The sequence below is a fragment of the Rhodospirillales bacterium genome, from assembly GCA_016872535.1.
GTDB lineage: Bacteria > Pseudomonadota > Alphaproteobacteria > Rhodospirillales > 2-12-FULL-67-15 > 2-12-FULL-67-15.
On sequence record VGZQ01000069.1, the window covers coordinates 1 to 16630 of the forward strand.

Sequence of the window (16630 nt, forward strand, 5' to 3'; positions counted from 1 at the left end):
CCGAACTTGGTCGCCGACAGCTTGCCGGTCGGGTTGACTTTCAGTACCGCAAGATCGGATTTGGCGTCGCGCCCGACCACCTCGGCCTTGAGGCGGGCGCCGTCGTGGAAGATGACGGTGATTTCGTCCGCGTCCTGAATGACATGGTTATTGGTGGCGATGAAGCCCGCCTCGTCGACCACGAAGCCGGAGCCGAGTGACGTCGCGCGCCGTGGCCGCTGCTGTTGCTGGCCCTGGTTGCGTTCGAAGAATTCCTTGAAGAAATCCTCGAATGGCGAGCCGGGCGGCAATTGCGGCATTTCGAAGCCGCGTCCTTCGACGGTCTGGGTGGTGGAAATGTTCACCACCTTGGGCAGCAGTTCGCTCGCGAGGTCGGCGAAGCTGTCCGGCGCGGTGCGCGCCTGGGCGCCCGAAAGCGCGGTGAACGCGATCATGCCCGCCGTCAGTGCGACGAGGCGTGCGGCGCGGGGAACCGGGCGAACGGCATGGCCGCCGCGCCGGCTTGAAGATTCGAACAAGGTCATCATGGCAACATCCTGTCGGCCGGGGAAACCCAAGGCCCGCGACGCGCGGGTTTTCGACGGGGGCGTCGGCCGACGTGCACCCGGGATTTAGCCCGCCCCGAGGGGGCTTTCAAGTCGCCGGCGGGTCAACGCCGATCACCGCCGCGCGAGCCAGACCAAACCGACGCCCAAAACCGCCGCGGCCAGCCCGGTCGCGCGAATCGCGCTCGGCGGCAATTCGAGCGCGCGTGCCATCATCCGGCGCATCCCGTCCGGAAAAAGGGCGTAGAGGATTCCCTCGATGGCGATCGCCAGCCCCAGCGCGGCCACGAGGTCGATCATGCCGTGCCGCGCCGGAAAGGGTTCGGACCCTAGCGCTGGGGCCTGCGCGCGGGTTCGCCCGAGGCGCCGGCCGCGCCGCCGAAATAACGGAAAAACTCGGAATCGGGCGTGAGAATCATGGTCGTGCCGTCGGAGAGAGCGCCCTGGTAGGCCTCCAGCGTCCGGTAGAGCTCGAAAAACGCGGGGTCCTTGCCGAAGGCGCGGTTGAGGGTCTGGGTGCGGATGCCTTCCCCCTCGCCGCGCAAGGTCTGGGCGGTCCGCTCCGCGTCCGCGATGAGAATGGTGCGCTGGCGGTCGGCATCGGCCTGGATCTTGGCCTTCAGCTCTTCGCCCTCGGCGCGCAGTTGGGCGGCCTGGGCCACCCGCGAGGAGCGCATGCGGTTGTAGACCGCCTGGCTGGTCGCCTCGGGCAGGTCGGTGCGGCCGATGCGCACGTCCACCACCTCGACCCCGAATTCGGGCGCGACGCCCGCGACCGCGCCCTTGATCTTGTCCATCACCTCGGCGCGCTTGCCGGTCAGCATGTCCTGAAGATCGACCTTGGCGACCTCGGAACGGATCGCCGAGTTGAGCCGGCCGCCGAACACCTGGCGGAAATTGGCGAGCGTCACCGCGCGGCGGCGGAATTCGAGCGGATCGACGATGCGAAAGCGCGCGAAGGCGTCGACGTTGATCCGCTTCTGGTCCGAAAGAATTACTTCCTGCGCCGGCGGATCGAGATCGAGAATGCGGCGGTCGTAATAGGTGACGTCCTGGATGAACGGCAGTTTGACCTGGATTCCCGGCTCGCGCACCACGCGGATCGGATTGCCGAACTGCAGCACGATCGCCTGCTGCGTCTGGTGCACGACGAAAACCGCGCTGGAAGCGACGACGATCAACGTCGCCGCGACGATGCCGAGAATGACGAGGATCGGGCGGTTCATTTCGCGGCTCCCTCGCCGCCCGCGGCGGACGGCTCGCTGCGGCGGCGCAGTTCGGGTAATGGCAGGTACGGCACGACCCCGGCGCCGCCCTTGTCGATGATCACCTTTTCCGAATCCTTGAACACCTGCTGCATGCGCTCGAGGAACAGGCGCTTGCGCGTTACGTCCTTGTCCTCGAGATAGGCGTTGTAGACCGAAAGGAACCTATTGGCTTCGCCTTCCGCCTCGCGGACCAGCTTCTCCCTATAGGCGGTCGCGTCCTGGATCATGCGCTGCGCCTCGCCCTTGGCGCGGGGCAGGATGTCGTTGGCGTAAGCCGTCGCCTCGTTCTGCTTGCGCTCCTTGTCCTGGCGCGCGCGCTGCACGTCGTTAAAGGCGTCGATCACCTGCGCGGGCGGATCGACCTTCTGCAGCTTGACGTCGGCGATCGCGACTCCGGCGCCGTATTCGTCGAGAATATTTTGCAACAAGTCCCGGGTCCGGCCTTCCACTCTTGACGTCGGCGATCGCGACTCCGGCGCCGTATTCGTCGAGAATATTTTGCAACAAGTCCCGGGTCCGGCCTTCCACTTCCTGGCGCTTGACCGTCAATGCGTCCTCGAGCGTGGTCTGGCCGACGATTTCGCGCATGGAGCTTTCCGCCGCGATCTTGATCGTCGGTTCCGGGTCGCGGATGTTGAACAGGAAATCGGCCGCGCTCTTGATGCGCCACTGCACGACGAAGTCGATGTCGATGATGTTCTGGTCGCCGGTCAGCGTCAGGCCTTCCTGCGGCACGTCGCGGGCGCCGCCCTGCCCGCCGACGTCGGCCGAACCGCGAAAGCCGATATTGATCTGGTTGGTGCGCTCGACGTTGGGCGTGACGACCTGGCCGATCGGGCGCGGCAGCCAGTAGTTCAAGCCGGGCGTGGTGACGCGCAGGAATTTGCCGAACAGCAGCTCGACGCCGAGCTCGCCCGGTTGCACGCGATAGAATCCGCTCGCGAACCAAAGCGCGATGCCGGCGAGCACCGCAAGCCCGACTACGCGCCCGCCGCCGAAGCCGCCCGGCAGCGCGCGACGGAAACGATCCTGGCCGCGCCGCAGCAGTTCCTCAAGGTCCGGGGGCTCGGGCATGGAAGGCCCGCCGCCGCCGCGACCGCCCCAGGGGCCCTGGCCCCCGCCGTTACCGCCACCGCCGCCCCAAGGGCCGCCTTGATTTTTCCAGGCCATGTCGAAGTGATCCGTTCGCTTGCGCCGCCAACCGATTAAATGAGATGAATTCCCTATTCGCCCTTCGCCCACCGGGGGTTTTGCATTTGCCCCTTGTATTTCGTTCTTCTGATGTTAGTTGAAATGGGGCGTGTGCGGCGGTTCCGGGAGGGATTTATATAGGGCAATCGCTCCGGGCGCGCAACGTGGCCCAAGGCGTGGCGGAAATCTCCGCCTTATCCCGACCGACGGGGTCGGCGCAGGGCTTAGCCGCGAACACCAGCAGGAGTTGAGATCGAGGTCATGGCCGAAGTCACCGAACAGCAGATCATGGACGCGCTCAAGCGCGTCGTCGACGCCGAACGCGACGAGGACATCGTCACGCTGGGTATGGTCAAGGGCTTGCAGATCAAGGGCGGTCACGTCGCTTTCGCGATCGAGGTCGACGCCGCGCGCGGCGCCAAGATGGAACCTTTGCGCAAGCAGGCGGAGAAGGTCGTCCACGGCCTGCCCGGCGTCATGTCGGCGACCGTGGTGCTGACTGCCGAGCGTAAAGGCGGCAACGGCGGACAGACGGCACAAGGCCATGGGCACGCCCACGGCCACGCTCATGGGCATGGGCATGGCCAAGCGCAACCGGCGATGTTACCGGGCGTGCGTTCGATCATCGCGGTCGCTTCGGGCAAGGGCGGCGTCGGCAAGTCCACCGTTGCGGTCAACCTCGCGCTCGCGCTCGCGGCCATCGGCCGCAAGGTGGGCATTCTCGATTCCGACATCTACGGTCCCTCGATGCCGCGCATGATGGGCATCGTCGGCCAGCCGTCCTCGCGCGACGGCAAGACCCTCGACGCCATGGAGAACTTCGGCGTCAAGTGCATGTCGATCGGCTTCATGGTCGACGAGGAAAGCCCGATCATCTGGCGCGGGCCGATGGTCCAATCGGCGATCGAACAGATGATGCGCGACGTCAACTGGGGCGAGCTCGACGTGCTGGTGGTCGACATGCCGCCCGGCACCGGCGACGCCCAGCTGACCATGGCCCAAAAAGTACCGCTGACCGGCGCGGTGATCGTGTCGACGCCGCAGGACATCGCGCTCTTGGATGCGCGCAAGGGCCTCAACATGTTCCGCAAGGTGGACGTGCCGGTGCTCGGCATCGTCGAGAACATGAGCTACTTCTCGTGCCCCAAGTGCGGGCACCGCACCGAAATCTTCAGCCACGGCGGCGCGCACAAGGAAGCCGACCGGCTCGGCGTCGATTTCCTGGGGGAAATTCCGCTCGACATCGTGATCCGGGAAACCTCCGACGGCGGCCAGCCGATCGTGGTGGCGAAACCCGACAGCGCGCACGCCAAGGCCTTCGTCGCCATCGCCACCAAGGTCTGGGGCAAGATCGAGCGCCTGACCGGCGCGGGCGCCGAGACCGGCGGCCCGCGCATCGTGGTGCAGTAAGGGCTTACTCTTCCCGCCCCAACGCGGCCATCAGCTCGCGCCATTCGCGCTTGGAAAGCCCGCTCGTTTCCTGGGTTACTTTCTGCCCGGCGAGCAGGCGCTTGACCACGTCGAGACCCTTGGCCGACAGGTGCGTGCCGCCCATGCGGTATTGCATGAACGCCTCGAACGTCACCGGCAGCCAGCGCCGGAGCGTGTCCAGCATCGCCTCGGCGTAGGCCCGGATTTCGTACTGGGCGTGTTCGTCGGCGCGCAAACTGAGAAAATGCATGAGATTGTGAAGGTCGGTCTTCCAATACCACTGCGTATACGTGGCGAGGGTGAGGTTCATGCGCGCGAGCTCGCGCGCCAAGCCCTTGCGCGCGGGATCGCGCGGTTGGCCGTCCGTTCCCTCGTTCAGCATTTCCTCGTAGGAGGCGTAGGTCTGTTCCGCGTCGCGGCGCAGAAGCTCGAACACGCGCTTCGCTTCGGCGCCCTCCAGCACCTCGCCCCGTCCCTGGCGGTTGACCTGCGATTGCGCCGCCAGATACTCGGGCGACGGGACGTAGTATTCCTTGTCGAGGATCGAATAGCGCGCCGAGTATTCGTTGACGTTGGCGGTGCGATGGCGAATCCACTGCCGGGCGACGAAGATCGGCAGTTTGACATGATATTTGATCTCGCACATCTCGAACGGCGTGGTGTGCCGGTGGCGCATGAGGTAGGCGATCAGCCCGGCATCGTCCTGGGCGCGCTTGGTGCCGCGCCCGTAGGATACCCGCGCCGCCTGCACGATCGCCCCGTCGTCGCCCATGTAGTCGATGACGCGGATGAAGCCGTGGTCGAGCACCGGGATCGGCCGGTAGAGAATTTCCTCGAGCGCCGGCGCGCACGCGCGCAACGTTTCGCGCCGTTCGCCGCGCGCGGATTCGATTTCGGCCAGCTGGTCCTTGCTGAGAGTCATGGCGTCGATCGGCACTCTATCGTCGCGCCTTCCTCCGGCCAAGCCCGGGGCCCTTAACCGCGATCAATCGCCGGCCCGGACGAGACGGTTATGATCGCCCGTTCATCCATGAGCGAGAATCGCATGAACCCCGCGCCCGGAATCGGCCACAACGTCGGCGACGCGATCGTCCGGATCGAGGTTCGCCTGTTCAACAGCCTCGCCCGCCAACAGCTAGGCGGCGCCGGGGTCGCGCTCGAACTGCCGGCGGGAAGCGTGCTCGGCGACGTCATCCGCCGTCTCGATCTCCGGCCCGAGGCGGTCTATCTCGCGCTTTGCAACGGCCGTGACGTGTCCCCGGGCCTGGTCGGGCGTGGCCCCAACCTCGATCACGCGGTCGAGGACGGCGACGTGCTCGCGCTCTCGGGCCCGGTACCTTACAGCTGGGGCTACGGCGCGCCGGTGGTTTGACAGCGGGGTTTTTCGACCCCGGCTTGCCGCTCGGGGCGCCGCGGGCCTATATTTTTGGGGCCGGGCAACCGGCTATGGCGATAAATGTTCTGTGGAATAGGCGTGACGGACCCGGGGGCAGTACCCGGCGCCTCCACCAATTCCCGCTCCGGGACGCGGGTTCCGGGGCGGGCCTCGCGGGGGCGAACCAGGCTCGACGTGCGCGGTAAAGGCAGGACTTTCGCTCGGTATGGTTCCGCCGTAACGGGCCATCGACAAATGCCAACGACAACGTTGCATTTGCTGCTGCCGCCTAAACAGCGGTAACGGGGTTCGGGGGGCACCTGGCAACAGAAGCCCCCCACTCGCCCGCCGAAGACCGAAAGCACGACCCAGAGCCCCGCGCCAGAACCGACCCATGACCGACGACCCCCTTCGCTACGACCTCTGGATCGAGGACGCCTTCCGCTCCGTCGTGCGCCGGGCATTGGAACACACCGCGAAGCAGGGCCTTCCCGGCGACCATCACTTCTACATTACGTTCCGCACCGAAGCGCCCGGCGTACGCATGCCCGCCTACCTCAAGGCGCAGCACCCGCTGGAAATGACCATCGTGCTGCAATTCCAGTTCGACGGCCTTACGGTCGGCGACGACGGCTTTTCGGTCGCTCTCGGCTTCAAGGGCCGGCGCGAGACCCTTCACATTCCCTTTGCCGCCGTTTCTTCCTTCGCCGATCCCTCGGTCAATTTCGGGCTCCAGTTCAAGATCACCGCCCAGGGCGAGGTGCACGCCGACGCCAGCGGCGACGCGCCGCGGCCGAAAGCGACGCCGCGCAACGACGCCGCCGCCGCGCCGAAAGCCGCGCCCGGCGACACACCGAGGGAAGCTGCCCCCGCCGACAAGCCGGCGGCGAAGGATGGCGGCCAGGTCATCGCCCTCGATTCCTTCCGCAAGAAGTAGAAATCAACGCGCGCCTTTCCCCGCCGGATTCTCCCTACCCTCCGAGGACCCTTCATGAGCCCCTTCGAGCACCACGAATTGTTTCCGCTGGATGCCGACCCGACGCCCTATCGCCGCGTGACCGGCGATCACGTCGCCCAAGGCACGTTCGACGGCCGCCCGGTGTTGAAGGTGAACCCGGGCGCGTTGACCCTGCTCGCCCGCCAGGCGTTTCACGACATCGCCCACCTTCTGCGCCCGGCGCATCTAGCGCAACTCCGCGCCATCCTCGACGACGCGGAAGCTTCGCCCAACGACAAGTTCGTCGCGCTTGAATTCCTCAAGAACGCCAACATCGCCGCCGGCGGCGTGCTGCCCATGTGCCAGGATACCGGCACCGCCATTGTCATGGCCAAGAAGGGCCAGCAGGTGTGGACCGGCGGCGGCGACGAAGCGGCGCTGGCGGAAGGCGCGATGCGCGCCTACACCGAGGATAATCTGCGCTACAGCCAGTTGGCGCCGCTCGACATGTACAAGGAAGTCAACACCGGCACCAACCTGCCGGCGCAGATCGATATCTACGCCGACGACGGCGACGAATACCATTTCCTGTTCGTGGCCAAGGGCGGCGGCTCGGCCAACAAGACTTTCCTGTTCCAGGAAACCAAGGCGCTGCTCAATCCGGCGTCGCTGATGAAGTTCCTGGACGAAAAGTTGCGCACGCTCGGCACCGCCGCCTGCCCGCCCTACCACCTCGCCGTGGTCATCGGCGGCACGTCGGCCGAGATGAACCTCAAGACCGTCAAGCTGGCCTCATGCCACTATCTCGACGGGCTGCCGACCTCGGGCGACGAGCACGGCCGCGCGTTCCGCGACGTCGCAACCGAAGCCCAGGTGCTGGAGCTGACCCGCCGCCTCGGCATCGGCGCCCAGTTCGGCGGCAAGTATTTTTGCCACGACGTGCGCGTCGTGCGCCTGCCGCGCCACGGCGCCTCGTGCCCGGTCGGGATCGGCGTGTCGTGTTCCGCCGACCGCCAGATTCTCGGCAAGATCACCCGAGACGGCGTATTCCTGGAACAACTGGAAACCGAGCCCGCCAAGTACCTGCCAGAGATTTCCGAGAAGGATTCGGCGGGGCCGGTGGCGCGCATCGACCTCGGCCGGCCGATGCCCGAGATTCTCGCCCAACTGAGCAAGCTTCCAATCCGCACCCGCGTCAGCCTAACCGGCACCCTGATCGTCGCCCGCGACATCGCGCATGCCAAGCTGAAGGAGCGCCTCGACCGCGGCGAGGGCCTGCCCCAGTACTTCAAGGATCATCCGGTCTATTACGCCGGCCCGGCCAAGACGCCGAAGGGCTACGCCTCGGGTTCGTTCGGGCCAACCACCGCGGGGCGGATGGATTCCTATGTCGATCTCTTCCAGAAGGCGGGCGGCTCGATGGTTATGCTCGCCAAGGGCAACCGCTCGCCCGCCGTGCGCGACGCCTGCAAGAAGAATGGGGGCTTTTATCTCAGCTCCATCGGCGGCGCGGCCGCGATCCTTGCCGAGAACTGCATCAAGAAGGTCGAGGTGGTCGAATACCCGGAGCTCGGCATGGAAGCCATCTGGCGGATCGAGGTGGTCGACTTCCCGGCTTTCATCGTCATCGACGACAAGGGCAACGATTTCTTCGCCCAATTCGGCATGACCAAGCCCGAAGCCAACGGCTGAACTCGCCCCCATGCGATTGTGGCGGCTTTGTGGCGACCTTTCACGCGGTTGTGTTTCCGTCTCGCGGCCGCGAACCTCTATTCTTTGAGCCGATCTCCGCCGGAGGGGTTCCGGCCGGATGACAAACGTCCAAACACGGGAGATTTCCCATCATGCTGAAGCGTACTCTGCTCGCCGCGGCGGCCGCGGTCCTGATCGCCTCGCCCGCCTTCGCCGGGTCCTGCCCGAAGCTCATGAAAGCCTACGACGACGCGGCAAAGGCGAATGCGTCCAAGGTCACCGCCGAATCGACCAAGTTGCGCGCCGACGGCGAAGCCGACCACAAGGCCGGCAAGCATGCCGATTCCGAGGCCAAGCTCAAGAAAGCCATGGGTATCGTCGGCGCCAAGATGTAATTCCGGCGTCGATTTCCGGAATAAAGCGCCCGTCTCGCGCCTCGCGCGGGGCGGGCGTTTCGTTTTAGTCTCCTTCCATGAAGACACCGGCAGGATCGCCACCGACGCGCATTCGCAAGCGCTCGGTCCGCATCAAGGGCCATGACACCAGCGTGTCGCTCGAGGGCGCGTTCTGGGACGCCCTCGGCGAAATCGCCGAAGCGCGCGGCCTATCGCTCAACGCGCTCGTCGCCACCGTCGACCGCGAGCGCGCGGGCAACCTTTCCAGCGCCCTCCGCCTCTTCGTGCTCGAACAGATGCGCCGACGGAACGTCTAACGCAAAATTCCGCGCAGTAGGTCCTGCGGGCGCAGCGGTTTTTGCTGCTGCTGTTGCGGTGGCTGTTGTTGCTGTTGTTGCTGCTGCTGTTGCTGCGGCTGTTGCTGGGACGGCGGTTGGCCGCCGATGATTCCTTGCAGCACCTCGCCGACGCCGGGTTTCTTGAGCAGCCGGTCGGCACCCGGAATCGGCAAGCCGCCCGGAAGCTTGCTGGTATCGAGCCGGACCGTCGGCGCATCGAGCGAGCCGACCACGGAAAACGGCACCGGCTGGGCGGCGCGTCCGCTCTTGTCGAGAATCTGCGTGAGCACGTTCTGCGCCAACTGGATTTCGCCGGCGACGTCGATCTGCCAGCGCGGCAAATCGATTCCGCCGCGCGCCGCGCCGTTGCCGAAGCCCGATATCAGTCTCAAGTCGCTCGAACGCGCGATGCCGCGATCGATCGCGAACGTGCCGGTCACGTCCGCCTGGCCGCCGCCCGCACGTCCCGCCAACATGCCGCCGAGATCGCCGACCGCCTTGACCAGATCGAGCGCTCCGGCGAGCGCGGACCCCTTCGCGCCGCCCTTGACGTCGAGACCGGTGAGCGCGACCGAACCCGACCCGCCGAGCGAGCCGACCATCGCCGCGACGCTGCCGCCCGCCGCCGTCAGTTTCGCATCCAAGGCGATGCGGCCCGAAGCCGACGTTTCGCCAGTGAACGCGCGCACCGCGCTCGCGACATCGCCGCCCTTGAGCGCAAACGACGCATCGATCCGGGGTGCGGTTGCGTTCTTGGCGTCGACACCGAGCGCGCCCTGGAAGTCACCGCCGAACAACCGGCCCGTCAAACGCTCGGTCCTGAGCGCTCCCGCATCGAGCCGGGCGGCGATGTCCGCGTCTTCCAACCGATAGCGGTCGTGAACGAGGGCGCGCGCCTTCAGCTTCACGTCGGCGTCGAACGTCTTGAGCGCCGCGAGATCGAGCGGTTCGGTCGACCACTGGCCGCGTGCGGGGGCGGACGGCGGCGCCGGGCGCGCGGGCGTGCCCTGCCGCGCCTGGGCAAGGATGAAACCTCCGGTACGTGCGTCGCGCCATAGGGGTTCAGACGGCAATGAAGCCGATTTCTTCACCGGCAGAAACGGATCGACGACCAGATCGCCCACCGTCAGGTCCGCGACCAGGCGTGGGCGCGCGCCGCCGGTCGCCAGCTTGACCGTACCAGCGAGCGCGGCGGGTCCCGCGCTCGCCTTCAAGTCGGTCACGTCGATGGCATCCGAACCGGTCTTGAGGCGACCGGAAGCGGCGAGCGGGCCGATCTTGCCCGAAGGCCTCCAGGCGACGCCGAGCGCACCGGCCAGCTTGGCCGGATCGTCGTGATGGATGCTGGCCGCCCCCTCCAGGCCGAACGTCGGCACCGCCAGCGCCTTGCCGGCGAAGGTCGCGGTCCCACCGGCGGCGGTCACCTTGGCGTCGATTTGCGGCGCGAGAAAATTCCCGTTGATCTTGCCGTTGGCCGTGACTGCGCCGAGTCCGCGCGCCATCTCGGGCGGATCCAGCCCAAGCGCACGGGCGACGCGGGCGACATCGGGGACACGGACATCGAATTGCAGATCGCGCGCCAGCGGAAGGTCCAGCACGCCGTCGACGCGGCCCGAAACCGCGAATGCCGCGCCGCCCAAATCGGCGACGGCGAGACGGCGAACTTCCAGCGTGCGGTTGCGCACCGATAGATCGACGACGGCATCGCGCGCGCTCAAACCGCGCGCGGTCGCGGCCTTGACCGCCAGTTTCACGTCGGCTTCGAAATCGGGCAGGCCCTGAAGGCCGGCCGCCCGGGTCGCTGCCGCCGCCGCCGATGATTCGGGAATCTCCCTGGGCGCGGCGCCGGCGGGCGCGCGCGCGACCGGCGCGACGGGGGCGGCCTTGGGCGCGGTGGGAGGCCCGGGCGGAAAATAAGAATCGATGTTGATCCGATCGAGTACAAGGTCGACGCCGAACGCGGGTTTCTTCCCGAGTGTAGCGCCCGCCATTCCGGTCAGGCGCGAGCCATCGAGCGCAAGGTCGAGACCGCTGACCCGCACGCTGGCGGGCGTCGCCGCGATTTTTCCCGTGAATTTGAGGCCGCGCAGCCGGTCAGCCGGGACCTCGGGCGGCGGCACATCGAGCCATTTCAACAGGCCGCGTAGATCGCCGACCGTCACGTCCGCCTGTCCATCGAATTTGGGCTGACCGCCGGGAGCGGTGACGAAACCGAACAGGGCGACATCCGAACCGCCGGGAAGTTGGGCCGACGCTTGACTGAGGGTGATTTCGCCGTCGACCAGTTCCGCCTTGAGCCGGGCTTGCCCGATCAGACCGCCGCGTAACGTGATGGCGTCGACCGCAAGCGCGAGCGAGCCGCCCATCCCCTTCGGAATGTCGAAGCGCGCGGGCGCGGCGGCAGTCGTCGCAGCGGGCGCGGGCGGCGGAGGAATCGCCACCGAGCGTCCCGACTTCGCCTTGCCGTCCGGGGCCGGCGAGGCGGCGAGAGCGGGCGCGGATGCGGGTGGCGGCGCGGTCGCCGCCAGAAAGCGATCGAGATCAAGGCGATTGATGGAAACCTGAGCGGCAGCGTTGAAACCGCCCTGCAGCCGGACGGCAACCGCGCCCGTGCCACGGCTGTCGCCGAGCCGAATTTCGAGATCCTTGATTTCGGCCAGCGCGGTCGAAGTCGCGAGAGTACCCTCAAGCGAAAAAGGCTGCGCCACTGCCGCCGCCGCTGGTCCTTGCGCGAGTTGCGCGACGGTAGCGGCAAGATTATCGCCGTCGAGCTTGATCTTGCCGCGATAGCGCGGCGTCTGATGGATGTCGGAAACGGTGCCGGTCGATTGGAATTTCGCCCCAGCCGCGCCGAGACTGAGGTTGACCGGAATGGCGCGATCGTCGGCGATCCGACCGATGCCGGCGACGTAGGAGAACGCAAGGCCGCGCGCCTTGAACGATCCGGCGCTTTCGAACGGCCCCTCGAGGGAAACCGCCGTGACGCGCGCGGCGATTGCCTCGATCCGCTCTTCGACGCCGCCCGCCGCGTCGCGATAGACGACGGCGCCGTTTTCAACAACGAAACTGTCGAGGCGCACGGACGGCGCCGAACTCGCCGTTGGGCCCGCCGCCGGGCTCGGCGCCCGTCCCGCCGGAGCCGTCGGCGCCGGCGGCGCGGCGGATGCGAAATCCCACGTTCGTTTGCCGTCGGCCAGAATCTCCAACGCGACCACGGGTTCGACCAGACGCACCGATTCGACCTCGACCCGCCCCGACAATAGCGGCGCGAGCGCGACGCGAACCTCGAGCGTCTTGAGACGGATCAATTGGGAATCCTTCGCCCCGGGCAGACTCGCAAGCGCGACATCGGCGACGCGCAGCGCGGGCGCCGGCAGCAGCGTCAGCCGGATATCGCCCTTGAGAGTCACGTCGCGCCCAGTCATCGCGCGGGCCCGAGAGGCGATTTCGGTCTTGTACTCGTTCCAGTCGATCAAGCCGGGAACGATCAAGACCGCGCCGACGAGCGCGACGACCAGAACCGCAATGGCGGAAAGCAGCTTCTTCATATACGGGAACGGCATTCCTGGGGACGCGCGATTGTATAGGCGTATCGCTCGCGGATCAAAGGGTAGGGACACTATACATCGATCGCGCTTGACCTGGAGCAATTTGCCCTTGATCGCCATTTTCTATTATTAAGCCCGGCGAAACGACATGCGCGACCAAGACACCAATCCGCACCAACCGCCCCTTTCCTGGCACGCCGAGGGACCGGGGACGGTATTGGCGCGTCTGGGCGGCTCCGAGGAAAGCGGTCTTTCCGCCGCCGAAGCCGCGCGGCGGCTGGCGCAGCACGGTCCCAACCAGTTGCCGCCGCCGGAGCGGCGGGGCCCCGTCGTCCGCTTCCTGCTGCAGTTTCACAATCCGTTGATCTACGTGCTGCTCGCCGCGGCGGCCGTCACCTATGCGCTGGAGGATTATATCGACGCCACCGTGATCATGGCTGTGGTGATCATCAACGCCATCATCGGCTTCGTGCAGGAAGGCAAGGCCGAGCGGGCGCTGGAGGCGGTGCGCGCCATGCTGGCCAGCCGCGCCAACGTGGTGCGCCAGGGCGAACGGCGCGACATCGACGCGCGCGAGGTGGTGCCGGGCGACATCGTGCTGCTCGAATCCGGCGCGCGCGTGCCGGCGGATTTGCGCTTGCTGCGCGCCAAGAACTTGCAGATCGACGAATCGGCACTCACCGGCGAATCCGCGCCGGTCGCCAAGGGCGTGGGGGCGGTGGACGAGACCGCCGAACTCGCGGACCGCGTTTCGATGGCCTATTCCGGCACCCTCGTCACCTTCGGCCAAGCGCGCGGCATAGTGGTGGCGACCGGTCCGGCGACCGAAATCGGCCGTATCGGCGCACTGGTGGCGGGCGTCGAATCCCTGGCGACGCCGCTCACCCGGCGCCTCGATCAGTTCGCCCGCCAGATCACCTTGTTCATCCTAGCCGTGAGTCTGATTACGTTTCTTTACGGTCATTACATCGCCGGCATGCCGGTGCTAGACATCTTTCTCGCCGTGGTCAGTCTTGCAGTTGCAGCGATCCCCGAGGGATTGCCCGCCATCGTCACCATCACACTCGCCATCGGCACCCGTGTCATGGCGCAACAACGGACCATCGTCCGTCGCCTGCCGGCGGTGGAAACGCTCGGATCGGTCTCGGTTATCTGCTCCGACAAGACCGGCACGCTGACCCGCAACGAAATGACCGCGGTGCGCGTGTTCCTGCCCGGCCGCACGGTCGAGGTCAGCGGCGCCGGCTACGCGCCCAACGGCGGTTTCCATCTCGCCAACGGAATCCTCGATCCGCAAAAGGATGAGACACTGTTGGCGCTCGCCCGCTGCGCGCTCCTCTGCAACGACGCGCGGTTGCGCCGCGACGAAACCGCCGGCTGGATGCTCGCCGGCGATCCGACCGAGGGCGCCTTGCTGACGCTCGCGCTCAAGGCGGGATTGGAGTTGCGCGCGGAAACCGTCGCCATGCCGAGGCTGGACGAAATTCCGTTCGAATCCGAACACCGGTTCATGGCCACCCTGCACCACGACCACGCGGGTCGCTCCTTCGTTCTGCTCAAGGGCGCGCCGGAGCGAGTCCTCGACCTGTGCGTGCGGGATTTTCTGGGGTGCGACCTCGACCGCGCCGTGTGGGAAGCGCGCGTCGATGAAGCCGCACGCGACGGGCAACGCGTGCTGGCGCTCGCCCGCGCCGACATGCCGGCCGGTACCGCGAGCCTATCCATGGCCGATATCGCCCCCCGCTTCGCGCTGCTCGGGCTGGTCGGCATTATGGACCCGCCGCGACCCGAGGCGATCGCGGCCGTGGCCGACTGCCGAAGCGCGGGCATTCGCGTCAAGATGATCACCGGCGATCACGCCGTCACGGCCGCCGCCATCGGCCGGGAACTCGGTTTGGCCGCCGATCGCCCGCTCACCGGCCGGGAGGTGGAGGCTCTCGACGATGCCCAGCTTCAGCGTCGGGTTCGCGAAACCGACGTGATCGCGCGGGCGAGTCCCGAACACAAACTGCGTCTGGTCGCCGCCCTGCAGGCCGAGGGCCAATTCACGGCCATGACCGGCGATGGCGTCAACGACGCACCCGCGCTGAAGGCAGCCGACATCGGCGTCGCCATGGGCCAGAAAGGCACCGACGCCGCCAAGGAAGCCGCCGACCTGGTGCTGACCGACGACAATTTCGCGACCATCGCCGAGGCGGTGCGCGAGGGCCGCCGGATCTTCGACAACATCAAGAAATCGCTCCTCTTCATCCTGCCCACCAACGGCGGGCAATGCGGCGTCATTCTGATCGCGGTCTTCGCCGGCATGGCGCTGCCCGTCACCCCCGGCCAGATTCTTTGGGTCAACACGGTGACCACGGTGACGCTGGCGCTGGCGTTGGCGTTCGAGCCGGCGGAAGCCGGGGTCATGCACCGCCCGCCCCGGCCGCCGGCCGAGCCGCTTATTACCCGGGTGTTGTTCGCGCGCATCGTCTTCGTCGGCGTGCTGATGACGGCGTTGACGTTCGCCGTTTTTTACTGGGAACTGGCGCGTGGGCATGCGCTGGAGACCGCGCGCACCGCCGCAGTCAACATGCTGGTGTTCTGCGAACTGGTCTATCTGTTCACCACGCGCAGTTTCTCCGCTCCGGCATTGAATTCCGGCATGATGTACGGCAATCCGGCCGCCTTCTGGTCGAGCTCGATTTTGATCGTCCTGCAGATTCTCTTTACCTATGTTCCCCCGTTGCAGCAGGCCTTTCAGACCACCGCGCTCGACGCGCGGTCGTGGCTGTCGATCGCCGCTCTCGCGACGGTGATGTTCTTCACGGTCGAGGCGGAAAAATGGCTGCTGCGCCGGCTCGGCGTTTTGCACATGTAACGCGCGACGCGGGCGTCACGGCCGCACGACAATCGCGCGGAAATCGTTGACGTTGGTGAGCGTCGGCCCGGTCACCACCAGATCGCCGAGCCCGGCAAAGAGGGTGTAGGCGTCGTTGTCGGCAAGCCGGGCCTTGGCGTCCATATTTTTTGCGGCGGCGCGGACCAGCGTCGAGGGGTCGATCATCGCGCCGGCGTTGTCCTCGCTGCCGTCGATGCCGTCGGTGTCGCCAGCGATGGCGGAAATGCCGTCCTCGCCCTGCAGCGCGAGCGCGAGCGCGAGCAGAAATTCCGCGTTGCGTCCGCCCCGTCCCCGGCCGCGCACGGTGACCGTGGTTTCGCCGCCCGACAGCAGCACCACCGGCGGCGGGGCGGGGTGGCCGTGGCGGCGGGCTGAACGCGCGATCCCGGCCATCACCGTCGCGACCTCGCGCGCCTCGCCCTCGATCGCGTCGCCGAGGATGACCGGCGCGACGCCGGCCGCGCGCGCGGTTTCGGCCGCAGCTTCGAGGCTGGCAAGCGGCCGGGCGATCAGGCGCGTTTCGGTGTTGGCGAGGCGGGGGTCGCCCGGCTTCGGCGTCTCATCGCCAGCGGCTTCGAACCGCCGCCGCACCGCCTCCGGCGGCTCGATGCCGTACTTGGCGAACACGGCGCGAGCGTCGGCGAAGGTGGTCGGATCGGGAACCGTCGGCCCGGACGCGATGGTCGCCGGATCGTCGCCGGGAACGTCGGAAATCAGCAGCGTCACGACCCGCGCCGGCGCGGCCGCCGCCGCGAGCCTGCCGCCCTTGATTGCCGAGAGGTGCTTGCGCACGCAGTTCATTTCCGAAATCGTCGCGCCGCAGGCGAGCAGCGCGCGGTTGACCGCCTGCTTGTCCTCTAGGCTCACGCCCTCGGCCGGCAGCGCGAGCAGCGCCGAGCCGCCGCCCGAAATCAGGCACAGCACCAGATCGTCGGGCCGCGCGGTCCGGGCGAGGTCGAGAATCCGCCTTGCCGTTTCGCGCCCCTTGGCGTCGGGCACCGGGTGCGCGGCCTCGACGACCTCGATCCT

The 16630-nt window shown here is 67.1% G+C and carries 13 protein-coding genes, 1 other RNA gene and 1 pseudogene; 8 read left to right on the forward strand and 7 right to left on the reverse strand.

Features of this window, described 5'->3' with window-relative positions:
* The 4 genes and pseudogenes from FJ311_12730 to FJ311_12745 all read right to left on the reverse strand — a co-directional run.
* Positions 1-524: serine protease (locus FJ311_12730; protein MBM3952304.1), on the reverse strand; the 524-nt coding region annotated here is incomplete at its 3' end.
* A 135-nt stretch (positions 525-659) separates the two neighbouring features.
* Positions 660-845 (reverse strand): DUF2065 domain-containing protein, encoded by a 186-nt coding sequence (locus FJ311_12735; GenBank protein MBM3952305.1) that lies wholly within the window; start codon positions 843-845, stop codon positions 660-662.
* 29 nt (positions 846-874) lie between these two features.
* On the reverse strand, positions 875-1771 hold the full coding sequence (locus FJ311_12740) for a protease modulator HflC (GenBank protein MBM3952306.1): 897 nt from the start codon (positions 1769-1771) through the stop codon (positions 875-877).
* Positions 1768-2983, reverse strand: a pseudogene (locus tag FJ311_12745) (protease modulator HflK). The gene FJ311_12740 and the pseudogene FJ311_12745 overlap by 4 nt, the downstream one beginning before the upstream one ends.
* Before the next feature lie 282 nt (positions 2984-3265).
* Between FJ311_12745 and FJ311_12750 the strand changes: the two are divergent.
* Complete coding sequence (locus tag FJ311_12750) at positions 3266-4414, forward strand: Mrp/NBP35 family ATP-binding protein (GenBank protein MBM3952307.1); 1149 nt, start codon at positions 3266-3268, stop codon at positions 4412-4414.
* A 4-nt stretch (positions 4415-4418) separates the two neighbouring features.
* On the opposite strand, the gene FJ311_12755 is transcribed toward FJ311_12750, so the two are convergent.
* The gene (locus FJ311_12755) at positions 4419-5357 is read right to left on the reverse strand and encodes an FAD-dependent thymidylate synthase (protein MBM3952308.1); all 939 of its coding nucleotides are present in this window, start codon (positions 5355-5357) and stop codon (positions 4419-4421) included.
* A 123-nt stretch (positions 5358-5480) separates the two neighbouring features.
* On the opposite strand from FJ311_12755, the gene FJ311_12760 reads away from it, so the two are divergent.
* From FJ311_12760 to FJ311_12785, 6 genes are all read left to right on the forward strand, one after another.
* Entirely contained in the window at positions 5481-5807 is a 327-nt protein-coding gene (locus FJ311_12760; protein MBM3952309.1) for a hypothetical protein, read from the forward strand.
* Between the two features lie 46 nt (positions 5808-5853).
* Positions 5854-6152, forward strand: a transfer-messenger RNA (tmRNA) gene (gene ssrA, locus FJ311_12765).
* Positions 6153-6204: 52 nt separating this feature from the next.
* Entirely contained in the window at positions 6205-6747 is a 543-nt protein-coding gene (locus tag FJ311_12770; GenBank protein ID MBM3952310.1) for a hypothetical protein, read from the forward strand.
* A gap of 54 nt (positions 6748-6801) precedes the next feature.
* On the forward strand, positions 6802-8439 hold the full coding sequence (locus tag FJ311_12775) for a fumarate hydratase (protein ID MBM3952311.1): 1638 nt from the start codon (positions 6802-6804) through the stop codon (positions 8437-8439).
* Positions 8440-8591: 152 nt separating this feature from the next.
* A complete protein-coding gene (locus tag FJ311_12780) occupies positions 8592-8834 on the forward strand; it encodes a hypothetical protein (GenBank protein MBM3952312.1) in 243 nt (80 codons plus the stop codon).
* Between the two features lie 77 nt (positions 8835-8911).
* A complete protein-coding gene (locus FJ311_12785) occupies positions 8912-9151 on the forward strand; it encodes a ribbon-helix-helix domain-containing protein (protein MBM3952313.1) in 240 nt (79 codons plus the stop codon).
* Here the strand turns inward: FJ311_12785 and FJ311_12790 are convergent.
* Positions 9148-12840, reverse strand: a complete 3693-nt coding sequence (locus tag FJ311_12790) for an AsmA family protein (protein MBM3952314.1) — start codon at positions 12838-12840, stop codon at positions 9148-9150. The two genes, FJ311_12785 and FJ311_12790, sit on opposite strands and share 4 nt — an antisense overlap.
* A gap of 28 nt (positions 12841-12868) precedes the next feature.
* On the opposite strand from FJ311_12790, the gene FJ311_12795 reads away from it, so the two are divergent.
* Positions 12869-15580, forward strand: a complete 2712-nt coding sequence (locus tag FJ311_12795; protein ID MBM3952315.1) for a cation-transporting P-type ATPase — start codon at positions 12869-12871, stop codon at positions 15578-15580.
* A gap of 15 nt (positions 15581-15595) precedes the next feature.
* Here the strand turns inward: FJ311_12795 and FJ311_12800 are convergent.
* Positions 15596-16630: glycerate kinase (locus FJ311_12800; protein ID MBM3952316.1), on the reverse strand; the 1035-nt coding region annotated here is incomplete at its 5' end.

Coding starts and splice junctions, on each gene's coding strand:
- FJ311_12790 (MBM3952314.1), bottom strand. CDS start 12,840: ATGGCGATCAAGGGCAAATTGCTCCAGGTCAAGCGCGATCGATGTATA.
- FJ311_12750 (MBM3952307.1), top strand. CDS start 3,266: ATGGCCGAAGTCACCGAACAGCAGATCATGGACGCGCTCAAGCGCGTC.
- FJ311_12740 (MBM3952306.1), bottom strand. CDS start 1,771: ATGAACCGCCCGATCCTCGTCATTCTCGGCATCGTCGCGGCGACGTTG.
- FJ311_12735 (MBM3952305.1), bottom strand. CDS start 845: ATGATCGACCTCGTGGCCGCGCTGGGGCTGGCGATCGCCATCGAGGGA.
- FJ311_12795 (MBM3952315.1), top strand. CDS start 12,869: ATGCGCGACCAAGACACCAATCCGCACCAACCGCCCCTTTCCTGGCAC.
- FJ311_12760 (MBM3952309.1), top strand. CDS start 5,481: ATGAACCCCGCGCCCGGAATCGGCCACAACGTCGGCGACGCGATCGTC.
- FJ311_12780 (MBM3952312.1), top strand. CDS start 8,592: ATGCTGAAGCGTACTCTGCTCGCCGCGGCGGCCGCGGTCCTGATCGCC.
- FJ311_12770 (MBM3952310.1), top strand. CDS start 6,205: ATGACCGACGACCCCCTTCGCTACGACCTCTGGATCGAGGACGCCTTC.
- FJ311_12775 (MBM3952311.1), top strand. CDS start 6,802: ATGAGCCCCTTCGAGCACCACGAATTGTTTCCGCTGGATGCCGACCCG.
- FJ311_12785 (MBM3952313.1), top strand. CDS start 8,912: ATGAAGACACCGGCAGGATCGCCACCGACGCGCATTCGCAAGCGCTCG.
- FJ311_12755 (MBM3952308.1), bottom strand. CDS start 5,357: ATGACTCTCAGCAAGGACCAGCTGGCCGAAATCGAATCCGCGCGCGGC.